9 protein-coding genes are annotated in these 11,979 nt (G+C 75.1%); 2 read left to right on the top strand and 7 right to left on the bottom strand.

Annotated features, from left to right (window positions below):
- Nucleotides 1-181: 181 nt before the first annotated feature.
- Nucleotides 182-721 carry a sigma-70 family RNA polymerase sigma factor gene (locus ACWGH1_RS30265; protein WP_453355099.1) on the top strand — a complete coding sequence of 180 codons (540 nt, stop codon included), beginning with the start codon at nucleotides 182-184 and terminating at the stop codon, nucleotides 719-721.
- On the opposite strand, the gene ACWGH1_RS30260 is transcribed toward ACWGH1_RS30265, so the two are convergent.
- The 7 genes from ACWGH1_RS30260 to ACWGH1_RS30230 all read right to left on the bottom strand — a co-directional run bounded on the left by ACWGH1_RS30260 (nucleotide 700) and on the right by ACWGH1_RS30230 (nucleotide 10,148).
- On the bottom strand, nucleotides 700-3,504 hold the full coding sequence (locus ACWGH1_RS30260) for an AAA family ATPase (protein ID WP_453355098.1): 2,805 nt from the start codon (nucleotides 3,502-3,504) through the stop codon (nucleotides 700-702). The genes ACWGH1_RS30265 and ACWGH1_RS30260 overlap by 22 nt on opposite strands.
- Nucleotides 3,505-3,530: 26 nt before the next feature.
- Nucleotides 3,531-4,766, bottom strand: coding sequence for a histidine kinase (locus ACWGH1_RS30255; RefSeq protein WP_453355097.1), 1,236 nt, complete (start codon nucleotides 4,764-4,766; stop codon nucleotides 3,531-3,533).
- Entirely contained in the window at nucleotides 4,763-6,505 is a 1,743-nt protein-coding gene (locus ACWGH1_RS30250) for a sodium/solute symporter (protein WP_453355096.1), read from the bottom strand. Before ACWGH1_RS30250 ends, ACWGH1_RS30255 begins: the two co-directional genes overlap by 4 nt.
- Before the next feature lie 139 nt (nucleotides 6,506-6,644).
- Entirely contained in the window at nucleotides 6,645-6,920 is a 276-nt protein-coding gene (locus tag ACWGH1_RS30245) for a hypothetical protein (protein WP_453355095.1), read from the bottom strand.
- A gap of 196 nt (nucleotides 6,921-7,116) precedes the next feature.
- Nucleotides 7,117-7,947: a LytR/AlgR family response regulator transcription factor gene (locus ACWGH1_RS30240; RefSeq protein ID WP_453357577.1), complete on the bottom strand. Its 831-nt coding sequence runs from the start codon at nucleotides 7,945-7,947 to the stop codon at nucleotides 7,117-7,119.
- 122 nt (nucleotides 7,948-8,069) lie between these two features.
- Complete coding sequence (locus ACWGH1_RS30235) at nucleotides 8,070-9,014, bottom strand: SCO0930 family lipoprotein (RefSeq protein WP_453409183.1); 945 nt, start codon at nucleotides 9,012-9,014, stop codon at nucleotides 8,070-8,072.
- A gap of 117 nt (nucleotides 9,015-9,131) precedes the next feature.
- On the bottom strand, nucleotides 9,132-10,148 hold the full coding sequence (locus ACWGH1_RS30230) for a GDSL-type esterase/lipase family protein (RefSeq protein ID WP_453356063.1): 1,017 nt from the start codon (nucleotides 10,146-10,148) through the stop codon (nucleotides 9,132-9,134).
- Between the two features lie 369 nt (nucleotides 10,149-10,517).
- Here ACWGH1_RS30230 and ACWGH1_RS30225 point away from each other — a divergent pair, with 369 nt between their 5' ends.
- Nucleotides 10,518-11,972 carry an amino acid transporter gene (locus tag ACWGH1_RS30225; RefSeq protein WP_453356064.1) on the top strand — a complete coding sequence of 485 codons (1,455 nt, stop codon included), beginning with the start codon at nucleotides 10,518-10,520 and terminating at the stop codon, nucleotides 11,970-11,972.
- The last annotated feature ends 7 nt before the right edge of the window (nucleotides 11,973-11,979 follow it).

The following is an 11,979-nucleotide window of genomic DNA, read 5'->3' as shown; positions in this document are numbered from 1 at the left end:
GCCCGTCCGCTCGGACGGGCCGGGGCCACGGGCATGTCCGGCGGGCGACCGGGCCGTTCGACCGTTCGGCAGCGCCGTTCGACCGGTGGGCGCCCGGGGGCGCCGGATACGTCAGGCGGCGGATAACTCCGCGCCGGGTTTCGGTCACGCTCAGGTCATCCGACCCGGAAGAGGTGACCCGGTGACCACCGACCTCGCCCGCCGCACCACCGATGAGCAGGCCCTCGCCCGCCTCCACCGCGACCACGGCAAAGCCCTCTACGGTTTCCTGCTGAGCCTCACGTTCGGGGACCGCCACCGCGCCGAGGACCTGGTCCAGGAAACCCTCCTGCGGGCCTGGAGGCACCCGGAAGCCGTCGAGAGCGGGGACCACGCCTCCATGCGGCCGTGGCTGTACACCGTCGCCCGGCGGCTCGCGATCGACGCGCGGCGGGCCCGGCTGGTGCGGCCCGCCGAGGTCGGGCCCGACGCCCTGGAGCAGTCCCCGGCCGCCGACGACCGCACCGAACAGGCCGTCGCCGCCCTGGACCTGCGCGAGGCACTGCGCTGCCTGAGCCCCGAACACCGTGCCGTACTCGACCTGATCTACTTCCGCGGGGCGTCGGTCTGCGAGGCCGCCGCCGCGCTGGGCGTGCCCTCCGGGACCGTCAAGTCCCGTACCCACTACGGCCTGCGGGCCCTGCGGGCGCTCCTGCCCGGCTACGGGCGCCCCGCCGCCTGAGCCGCCACCGCCGCCCGCGAGCGGACCTGGAGCTTGGCCAGGATGTGCGAGACGTGCGTCTGCACCGTCCTGGGGGAGAGGAACAGGGCCGCCGCGATCTCCGGGTTGGTCCGGCCCTGCGCGACCAGCAGCGCGACCTTGAGCTCGGCGGGGGTCAGCGACTCCCAGCCGTTCACCGCCCGGCGCCGCGCGGCCCGGCTGCCCCGGCGCACGCCCAGGCTCCGCAGCCGGGCCTCGGCCCGCGCGACGTCCCACCGGGCGCCCGGCTCCTCGTACGCGACCACCGCGCGGGTCAGCGACTCCCGCGCCCCCGCCAGGTCACCGCGCCAGGCCCGGGCCACCGCCAGGTCCTCCAGGGTGTGCCCCAGCACCAGCGGCCACCCGCCCCGGCCGGCCCGCGCCACGGCCCGCGCCAGCAACTCCGGATCCTGCGCGAACAGGCCCCGGCAGCGCAGCAGCGCCAGCGCCGGCCCCGGGTACTCGGGGAGGGCCGCCGCCGTACGGGCGCACGCCGCGACCGCCGACCGGGCCGTCGCCGCGTCCCCGCACTCCAGGGCCAGGCGCACCGCCTCCGACAGCACCCAGGGACGGTCGTACACCGTCGCCCCGTCCACCCGGTCCGCCAGCGCGGGCAGCAGCGCCGCCAGGGCGTCGGCGGGCCGGCCGTCCCGTTCCGCGAGCAGCGCGCGGGCCAGCAGTACGTGGGAGGCGTACCGGCGGGCGGCCGGGCTGCCGAACGCGTCCTCGGACAGCGCCGCCAGCTCCGCCCCGGCCGCCGCCCGGTCGTCGCGGTGGCCCAGGACCAGCGCCCGCAGCCCGTGCGCCACCACCGGCAGCCAGCCGTCCGACACCGGCAGGCCGTCGGCCCGTGCCACCCCGGCCAGCGCCGCGTCCCAGTCCCCGAGCCGGTAGTGGAACTCCGCCAGCAGCGCCTCGGTCACCACCAGCCGCCCCGTCGAGCGGGTCCGCACCGCGAGCTCCCGGGCCTCCCGCAGCGCCTCCGCCACCGCTCGCGGCTCGTCGAACCGCATGAGTTCCTCCGCCTGGTTGGCGAGCAGCAGCAGCCGCATGTCGTTCGCCGCCGGGCTGCGCCGCGCGCAGACGATCCCCTCCGCCACGTGCCGCAGCGACTCCCGGCCCCGGTGCAGGTGGAACAGGGCGAACGCCATCGCGTGCTCGGCCTCCGCCCCGCACAGCGGATCGCCCAGCCGCCGCGCCCGCTCCACCAGCGGCCCCGCCAGCGCGTACGCCTCCTGCGGCCGGTGCAGCTCGGCCAGCGCCAGCACCCGGCAGGCCTCCAGGCGCAGCCGGTACCCCGCCGAACCGAACGGTTCCGCCAGCGCCCGCCGCGTCACCTCCAGGGAACGCTCCATGTCCCCCTCGATCATCAGCGCCGACACCAGCTTGAAGGCGAGGACCGCCCGCCGGTCCGCGTCGGTGGCCCGCTCCCACAGCGTCTCCAGCAGCCGCGCCGACTCCGGGCGGCGCAGCAGCAGCGCCGCGTCCGCCAGGTTCTCCTCCAGCGCCTCCAGCGCGCCCGGCCCCGCCGCACCCCCGCCCGGGCCCAGCGCGACGGCCCGCTCCAGCAGTTCCGCCGCCAGCCCCGGGGCCACCGGGATCAGGTCGGGCGCCGCACCGGCGAGCCAGCGCGTCCCCCAGGCGTCCGGCGCCCCGCCGCCCAGCAACTGCTCGGCGGTCCGCGCCGGGTCCAGCCCGGCCTCCGCGAAGGCCCGGGCGGCCTCCCGGTGCAAGGTGGAGCGGACCGAGCGGGGGGTTTCCCGGTAGAGCGCCTCGCGGAGCACCGGGTGCCGGAACCGGAGCTGCTCGCCGGTGTCCTCCAGCACCCCGTCCAGCAGCGGTTCCTCCAGCTCCGCGAGCAGTTCCCGTACCGGCCTCTCCCGTACGACGGCCAGCTCGCGCACCGTGAAGGACGGACCCAGGACCGCCGCGTGCCGGAGGGTGGCGCAGGCCGCCCGGGACAGGGAGTCCAGCGCCCGGGTCACCGAGGCGGGCGGCGGCGGCAAGTCCTGCGCGCCCGGCTCCAGTTCCGCGGTACCGGCCTCGACCGTGACGCTCGGGGACCAGTGCCGCGCGAGGTCCCGCAGGAGCCGGGGGTTGCCCCCGGCGCCCCCGGCCGCCTCCCGCAGCCGCGGCCCCGGTGGCGCCCCGAACAGCTCCCGGAGCAGCGCCGCCGCCTCCTCGGCCGACAACGGCCCCAGCCGCAGTACCCGCCCGCCCGGCTCCGCGCACAGCCGCTCCACCTCGGGCCGCCGCGGCACGGCCCGCCGGGTCACGGCCAGCAGCAGCGGCAGCCGCTCCGCCGCCCGGCCCAGCCGCTGCCACACCAGCAGGCTCGCCGGGTCCGCCCAGTGCAGGTCGTCCAGGACCAGCAGCACCGGCCCGGCCGCGCACCAGGCCTCCGCCCCGGCCACCAGCAGGTCCATCGCCGCGAGCAGCGCCCCGCCCGGCCGCGCGGGATCCTCGGCCTCCCGCAGCAGCGCGATGACCGCCGCCCGGCCCGGGCCGTCGGGGTGCAGGCAGTCCAGTACGGCCCGCAGCGCCAGCCCCTCCCCGAGCGGGTCCGCGGCGCCGTAGCGGACCCGGCAGCCCAGCGCGGCCGCCTCGGCCAGCGCCTCCCGCACGAGGGCGGTCTTCCCCGCGCCGGATTCGCCCTCCACGACCAGGCGGCCCCCGCCGCCCCGCGCCCCGCCCCGTACCCACTCCCGCAGCTCGCCCCGCTGATGCTCTCGCCCGACCCGCACCTCGGCGGTCCTTCCGGTCATGCCGCGCCTCCCGCAGGATGCCACGCTCAAGGCCGGCGGTGCCGTTCGCCGGGGCCGGAACTGTGCACACCCGGACGGTACTTGGGAATGCGTACCGTGACCTTCATCCCGGCGCCGACCCCGGTCTCGATGACCAGGCCGTAGTCGTCCCCGTAGACCTGCCGCATCCGCTCGTCCACGTTCGGCAGCCCCACCCCGGAGGACGACCCCGCCCGCTCGCCGGCCAGGATGCGGCGCAGCAGGGCCGGGTCCATCCCGACGCCGTTGTCCTCGATGGTCAGCACCGCCTCCGAGCCCGCGTCCCGGGCGGCGATGGTGATCCGGCAGCGGGCGGTGGAGTCCTCCAGCCCGTGCTTGACCGCGTTCTCCACCAGCGGCTGCAGACACAGGAACGGCAGTGCCACCGGCAGCACTTCCGGCGCCACCTGCAAGGTCACTGTCAGCCGGTCTCCGAACCGGGCCCCGGCCAGGGCCAGGTACTGCTCGATGGAACGCAGCTCCTCGGCGAGCGTCGTGAAATCGCCGTGCCGCCGGAACGAGTACCGGGTGAAGTCGGCGAACTCCAGCAGCAGGTCCCGCGCCCGCTCCGGGTCGGTGCGCACGAACGAGGCGATCGCGGCGAGCGAGTTGAAGATGAAGTGCGGGGAGATCTGCGCCCGCAGTGCCTTGATCTCCGCCTCCATCAGCCGGGTCCGCGACCGGTCCAGCTCCGAGAGCTCCAACTGGACCGACACCCAGCGCGCCACCTCCGTCGCGGCCCGCACCAGCACCGCCGACTCCCGCGAGCCGTACGCGACGAGCGCGCCCAGCACCCCGTCCTCACCGGTCAGCGGGGCGAACACCGCCCACCGCAGCGGGCAGCCGGGCCGCTGGCAGCCCGTGCGCAGGCTCAGGCTGCGCCCCGACTCCAGCATCGACGCCACCCGGGCCATCGCCCGCCGCTGGTGGTGGTCGGCGCCCGGCCCGTCCCAGGCCAGCACCGCCTCCCGGTCCGTGAGGCACAGCGCCTCGGTGCCCAGCAGTGAGCGCAGCCGCCGGGCGGCCTTGCGGGCGGCGTCCTCCGTCAGCCCCGCCCGCAGCGGGGGAGCGGCCAACGAGGCGGTGTGCAGGGTGTGGAAGGTGGCCCGCTCCACCGGTGTGCCCAGGTCCAGTCCCGCGGCCCGTTCCCCGCGCCGGGCCTGCCACCTGCCGCCCGCCCAGCCCAGGGCCAGCAGCGCCGCCGCGCCCAGGACGGCCACCGCGAGCAGCACCGCCCCGGTCACCGCCCCGTCCACCGCGCGCCCCCGGTCCGGTCCCCGGCGACGCCCTCGGGCAGGTGCAGCCGGGCCAGGGTCGCCGCCGTCCCGGCCGGGATCCGGGACCGGGTGGCCAGGGACACCGCCACCATCGTCAGGAACCCCAACGGGACCGACCACACCGCCGGCCACGCCAGCAGGGTGTGCGCCCAGCCCGCCGGCACCAGCCCGCCCCGGGTCGCCACCACCGCCCCGAGCGCCGCCCCACCGCCCGTGACCAGCCCCGCCACCGCGCCCGGCGGGGTCAGCCGGGACCACCAGATGCCCAGCACCAGCAGCGGGCAGAAGGACGACGCCGACACCGCGAAGGCCAGCCCCACCGCGTCCGCGACCGGCACGTCCGCCGACGCGACGGCCCCCAGGAGCGGCACCAGCATCGCCACCGCCACCGCGGCCCGGAACGTCCGCACCCGCCGCCCCGGCAGCACGTCCTGGTGCAGCACGCCGGCCACCGCCATCGTCAGGCCCGAGGCCGTGGACAGGAACGCCGCGAAGGCGCCGCCGGCCAGCAGTGCCCCCAGCAGTTCCCCGAGCAGCCCGCCCACCACCCGGTGCGGCAGCACCAGCACCGCGGCGTCCGCGTGCCCCGTCAGGGCCAGCTCGGGCGCGTAGATCCGGCCCAGTGCCCCGTACACCGGCGGCAGCAGGTAGAACACCCCGACGAGTGCGAGCACCACCAGCGTGGTGCGCCGGGCGGTCCGCCCGTCGGGGCTCGTGTAGAACCGCACCGCGACGTGCGGCAGGCCCATCGTGCCCAGGAAGGTGGCCAGGATCAGCCCGTACGTGGCGTACAGCTGGTGCCGGCGCCGGCTTCCGGACGGTGGCTCCGACCAGCTGGACACGCCCGGGCCGGCCTGCGCGCCGGTGTCCGGGACCACGCTGTCCGGGGTGAACCGCAGCAGCGCGTGCGCCCGTACGGTGTGCTGTCCGGCGGCCAGGGTCACCGGCTCCGCCGCGTACGAGCGGCCGTCCACCTGCCCGGTCACCGTCAGCGTGAGCGGCGCGACCAACGAGATCCGCAGGTCCTGGGCCGGCGTGACGGCGGTGTGCTCGCGGAACACCGCGGGGGCGTCGAAGGTGGCCCGCGGCGCGCCGTCCGCGGCCCAGGCGCCGATCAGGAAGAACGCGGGGACCAGCAGGGCGGTGAACTTGAGCCAGTACTGGAAGGCCTGGACGAAGGTGATGCTGCGCATCCCGCCCGCTCCCACGGCGGCCGTGACCACCGAGGCCACGACCACGCCCCCCACCCAGTGCGGGGCCCCGGTCAGGATCTCCAGGGTCAGTCCGGCGCCCTGCAGTTGGGGCAGCAGGTACAGCCAGCCGACGCCGACGACGAACAGCACCGCCATCCGGCGCACCGTCCGCGACTCCAGCCGGGCCTCGGCGAAGTCGGGCAGCGTGTACGCGCCCGAGCGCCGCAACGGGGCCGCCACCAGGACCAGCAGCACCAGGTACCCGGCCGTGTACCCGACGGGGTACCACAGCATCTCGGGCCCCTGGAGCAGCACGAGCCCCGCGATCCCGAGGAAGGAGGCGGCGGAGAGGTACTCGCCGCTGATCGCCGCCGCGTTGAGGCGGGGGCCGACGGTGCGCGAAGCCACGTAGAAGTCGGAGGTGGTCCGGGATATGCGCAGACCGAGCGCGCCGACCAGCACGGTGACCAGGACGACGACGGTGACCGCGGTCAGCGCGTACGTCCGGTTCACCGGCGAACCCTTCGGCAGGGGGAGGAGTCTTGGGAGTGTACGCAGCGCCGTGTACATGGCGACAGACGCGATCCGGCACGAAGCTGGCCGAACGGCATGCCGCACGGGAGGGGTTCGGACGAGGGGTCGAGACGGGGACTCAGGCGGCGGGGTCGCGGTGCTCCGCGCAGTCCCGCAGGGCGATCTCCAGCTCCACGTACGACTCCTCGGCGCGCCGGAACGCGAGCGTCAGCGCCGCCTCCGCGCGCGGCGGCAACTGCTGCCGGGTGCCGTCCTGGGCCTCGTAGAGCACGTCGGCCCAGCGCGCCGCCACGCTGCGCAGCCGGGCGAGCAGGGCCTCGGCCTCGGCGGGTTCGGCGGGCCGGGTCCGGGGCATTCCGGTGAGCGCGTCCAGCAGCGCCTGGATGTCGGGCATGTGCGGGGCTCCTCCCGGGCCGGAAGATCCACGATACGCGCGGGCCGCCGGGCCGGGGCCGCTTCCGTCCACCGCTGCGGCCGACGGGCCCGGCGGGTCGCCGTACGTCCGTCCCGGCGCGACGAACGGCGCCCGCGCACGCCGGACGGTCGGCGGATGCCGTACAGCGCGGGCCGGACGGCGTCCGGGCGGCCCGTCAGCCGGTCGCCTGCCGCATCAGCAGGTCCCGCAGCTCCCGCGCGTGCCGGCGGCTGACCTGGAGCTCCGCCGACCCGATCCGGACGCTGGTGGTGCCCCCGTCGAGGCGCAGTTCGTCGATCCGGCCGAGCGCCACCAGGTGGCGCCGGTGGATCCGCACGAAGCCGCGCGCGGCCCAGCGCTCCTCCAACGTCGACAGCGGGATCCGCACCAGGTGGCTGCCGTCGTCGGTGTGCAGCCGGGCGTAGTCGCCCTGGGCCTCGACGTACGCGATGTCGGCGATCGCAACGAAGCGGGTCACCCCGCCCAGTTCGACGGCGATCTGCTCCGTGGACCGGTCGCCGACGGTGACCTCGGGGGCCGGTCTGTGCTGCGCGGGCACGGCCGGGGGCGGCGGGGGCCCGGCAGGGTCCGCCGCGGCCGCGGGTCCCGCCGCCCGGTCCAGCTGGGCGCAGGCCCGGCGGACGGCTTCCGCCAGCCGCTCCGGGCGTACCGGCTTGAGCACGTAGTCCACCGCCTTCAAGTCGAAGGCCTGGACGGCGAAGCCCTCGTGGGCGGTGACGAACACGATCAGCGGCGGTCGCGCGAAGCCGGCCAGCAGCCGGGCGATGTCCAGCCCGGTCAGCCCGGCCATGTGGATGTCGAGGAAGACCACGTCGATGCCGTCGGGCCCGTCCGGGCCGCTCTCCAGGGCCCGGGTGATCCGGCGCAGGGCTTCGGTGGCGTCCGAGGCGCCCTCGGCGCTGCACACCCGCGCGTCGGAGCCCAGCAGGTAGAGCAGTTCCTCGAGGAGGGGCTTCTCGTCGTCGACGGCGAGTACGCGCAGCATGGAGCCGAGTCTAGGTTCGCTCGGTCGCACTGGGAACGGGGGCGGGGGACGGGTGCGCGGCCCCGGCCCTCGGGGGGAGGGGAGGACGGGGGCCGCGCGGTCAGGTGGTCCGGTCGGGCGCCCTACTGCGCCGTGATGAGCTTGCCGTCGGGGGTGACGGCGTACCAGGTGCCGCCCACGCCCTGGCCGTTGGTGTCGCCGGCCTTCTTGTCACCGGTGAAGGTGTAGACGGGCCAGCAGTTCACCGTCTGCTGCTTCTTGCCGTCGGGGCGGTCCAGCACCAGGTAGTTCTTCTCGATGATGCCCTTGGCGTTGGCCTTGTCCACCGGGGGCACCACCGGCCACTTGGCGACGCAGTCGCCCTCGCACTTGGAGACCATCGGCCAGGCGGTGTCCGGCTTGAACCGGTAGACGGTCATCCCGTTGCCGTCGACGATGTGTTCACCGAGCTTGGGGTCCTTCGCCACGGTCAGCGCGCCCGTCGGCTGACCGGCGCCGGCCGGAGCGGGGGCCGGCTTCGCGGCCTTCTTGCCGTCCGGCGCCGCGGCGAACCAGGTGCCGCCCACGCCCTGGCCGTTGGTGTCGCCCGCCTTGGTGTCCTTGGCGAACCGGTACACCGGCCAGCCCGCCACCGTCAGCTGCTTGCTGCCGTCGGTGCGCACCACCTCGCCGAGCAGCGCCGCGTCCATGCCGGCGGCTGCCGTGGCGTCGCCGGCCGCGACGGCCGGCCAGGCCTTCGCGCAGTCCCCGTCGCAGTTCGACTTCGGCGGCTTGGCCGTGTCCTTGTCGAAGCGGTAGAGGGCGAATCCGGCGCTGTCGGTGAGCACCGGGCCCAGCGCGTCGTTGGCCGCGACCGCCAGCTGCCCGGCACCCTTCGCGCCGGAGGCGCCCGCGGCGCCGGCGGCCGGGTCGGCCGCGTAGGGATCCGCGGCGGCTGCCTGGGGGGCACCGGCCGCGGCCGGCTTGATGGCGCCGGCCGCCTTGTCGTCGCCGCCGCCGCACGCGGTCGCCGTCATGGTGACGACGATCGCGATCGCGGCCAGGGAAGTCCCGCGCTTGATACCCATGTTGATCTCTCCCACGTGTGGTGTCCGCCGAGCCCGTCGCCGGAGCGTCGGCAACTTGTGCAGGACACGTCGTCGGGGGAGGGACCTGTTCAGCCGGTTCGGTGTGTCCTCTTTCACCTATCCCGCGTCGAACCCGGCCCGCCGCAGGGCCGTGACCACAGCGAGGCCCAGGACCCGGTGCCCGTCGTCGTCGGGGTGCAGCCCGTCCGCGAGGTGCTCGGGACCGAGCAGGTCCCGGCCCGGCAGCAGGGCCAGCCGGCCGTCCCCGGCGGCGATCCGGTCGCGGACGGCGCGCTCCATGGCGTCGCGCAGGGCGCCCAGGGTGGCGCCGAGCCGGTTCGGGGTGCGCTCGGCTTCGGGGCGCAGCACGGGGGACAGCAGGAGCAGCGGGGTGTGCGGGTGGCCCTGCCGTACGAGGTCGAGGAACGCGCGCGTGGTCTCGTAGAGCATCGGGGCGGAGAAGGGCACCCGGGACCAGCAGTTGGTGCCGAAGGCGAGCGTCAGGGCGTCGGCGGGGAGCTCGGCGAGCTGTTCGGCGGTGGCGAGTTCCCCGCGCGCGGCGCCCGCGTACCCCAGGTTGACGGTGTCCCACCCCAGTTCCCGGCCGGCGACCGCGGCCCAGCCGTGGGCGGGGCGGGTGGACCACCAGCCCTCGGTGATGGAGTCGCCGTGCACCACCCAGCGCGGGGCCGGCGGGGCCGGAGTGAGGGGGCCGCCGATCCCGCGCACGCCGAGGATCAGCGGCGACTGGGCCTCGGGCGGGTGGACGGTGAGCGGCCCGGCGCCGACGGGCAGCGGTATCCGTACGACGGCCTCCGCGGCCGGCTCGGTCCACACCTCGCGGAGCACCCCGTGGCGGTCCCAGAGGGCGAAGCCGTGAGCGACGTCGCGCAGCGCGTCGGTGGGTCCGGGCACGGTCGCCCGGTAGCGGATCTCCACGGCGTGCGCCCGCCCGGCGGTGAACTCCAGCCGCACCCCGATGGGAAGCGTGGCGCGCTCGCCGGTGTCCCAGGGCAGCCGCATGGTGTCCGCGGGGTCGGCGCGCACCGGTCGGCCCTCGTCCAGCCACGCGACCCCGCGCAGGAAGGGGCCCGGATCCTGCCACGCGTCGTCCGCGCCGCTCACCGCTCTCACGCATCGCCTCCGGTCGTCGAGTGGGGGAACGCTTCGATTCGTACCCCGCCGGAAGGGGTTCGACCGCCCGCGCGGCCGAACCCGTCGAAAAGGGGTCGCGGAGCGCCTTACGCAGTGATCGATCATCCGCGCGCAACAAAGGACCAGCTGGGACAGATCCGCGCAACGATCGTGCGCCAATGTGCAAGGATGGTGCATTACGGGCGGTATCACTCAGCTCGTAGGCTCACTCGCTGTACGTGGAGTGGCGCGGACCGCCTGCTCGGCGGTCCCCCATGCCCAGGCAGGCTCCTGCTCGCCTGTTCCTGCTCCGGACCGCTGCGGTCGACGCCTGAAAGTCCCCATCCGCAGTGTCAAAGGAGTCCTTTCGTGCTCGAAACCGGCCAGGCGCCACCGCTCACGTCCGAGCCCAGCAAGCCTGCCCATCCTTTGCTGCGCCGCAAGCCGGTCGAGCAGCTGGTCGCCGAGGGCGGCCAGGGTGAGGGCGGCTCGCTGCGCCGCTCGCTCACCATGTGGCAGCTGACCATGATCAGCATCGGCGCCACCCTGGGCACCGGCATCTTCGTCGTCCTCGGCGAGGCCGCCCCCAAGGCGGGCCCGGCCGTGACGATCTCCTTCATCATCGCGGGCCTGACCGCGCTGTTCTCGGCGCTGTCCTACGCCGAGCTGGCCGGATCCGTCCCGGTCTCGGGCTCCTCGTACTCGTACTCCTACGCCACCATGGGCGAGTTCGTCGCCTGGGTCTGCGGCTGGTGTCTGGTCCTGGAGTACGCGGTGTCCGTCGCGGCCGTCGCCGTCGGCTGGGGCCAGTACCTCAACGAGCTGCTCGACGGGACCATAGGCGTCACCCTCCCCGAGCGGCTCGCAGCCCCGATGGGCGAGGGCGGCTGGATCAACCTGCCCGCGCTGGTCGTGGTCCTGCTCGCGATGGTCTTCCTGATGCGCGGCGCCAAGGAGAGCGCCACCATCAACTCGGTCATGGTCGGCGTGAAGATCGTGACGCTCGTGCTCTTCATCGGCATCGGCATCATGGGCATCAAGTCCGGCAACTACACCCCGCTGGCCCCGCTCGGCGTCACCGGCATCAGCGCCGCCGCCTCCACCCTCTTCTTCTCCTACATCGGCTTCGACGCCGCCTCCACCGCCGGTGAGGAAGCCAAGAACCCGAAGAAGGACCTGCCGCGCGCGATCATGCTCTCGCTGGGCATCGTCACGGTCCTGTACGTCCTCGTCGCCTTCGTCGCCGTCGGCGCCATGCCGTGGCAGGACTTCGCGGGCACCGAGGCCGCGCTCGCCCAGATCATGACCAACGTCACCGGCACCAGCGTCTGGGGCGTCGTCCTCGCGGCCGGCGCGGTCGTCGCCATCGCCTCCGTGGTCTTCGCCGTGCTCTACGGCCAGACCCGCATCCTCTTCGCGATGTCCCGCGACGGCCTCGTCCCGAAGGTCTTCGCCAAGGTCGACGCCAAGACCGGCGCGCCCCGCGCCAACGTGGTGATCGTCTCGCTCTTCTGCGGCGCGCTCGCCGCCTTCATCCCGCTGGGTGACCTGGCCGACGCCACCAGCATCGGCACGCTCTTCGCCTTCGCCCTGGTCAACGTGGCCGTCATGATCCTGCGCCGCACCAAGCCCGACATGCCGCGCACCTTCAAGGTGGCGCTGTACCCGGTGACGCCGATCCTCGGCTTCCTGGCCTGCGCCTACATGATGTACAGCCTGCCGGGCGCCACGTGGGTCGCGTTCGGTGTCTGGATGGCCGTCGGCCTCGTGGTCTACTTCCTGTACGGCATCCGCCGCTCCCGACTGGCCACAGCAGAGAAGTGATCCACCC

The sequence above is a fragment of the Streptomyces sp. NPDC054883 genome, from assembly GCF_053610645.1.
The sequence above is the reverse complement of the archived record's forward strand: the minus strand, read 5'-3'. Positions and strand labels throughout refer to the sequence as shown.

What these genes read in the sequence shown, in the direction of transcription:
- ACWGH1_RS30245 (WP_453355095.1), bottom strand. Translation starts at nt 6,920, where the DNA reads ATGCCCGACATCCAGGCGCTGCTGGACGCGCTCACCGGAATGCCCCGG.
- ACWGH1_RS30235 (WP_453409183.1), bottom strand. Translation starts at nt 9,014, where the DNA reads ATGGGTATCAAGCGCGGGACTTCCCTGGCCGCGATCGCGATCGTCGTC.
- ACWGH1_RS30260 (WP_453355098.1), bottom strand. Translation starts at nt 3,504, where the DNA reads ATGACCGGAAGGACCGCCGAGGTGCGGGTCGGGCGAGAGCATCAGCGG.
- ACWGH1_RS30240 (WP_453357577.1), bottom strand. Translation starts at nt 7,947, where the DNA reads ATGCTGCGCGTACTCGCCGTCGACGACGAGAAGCCCCTCCTCGAGGAA.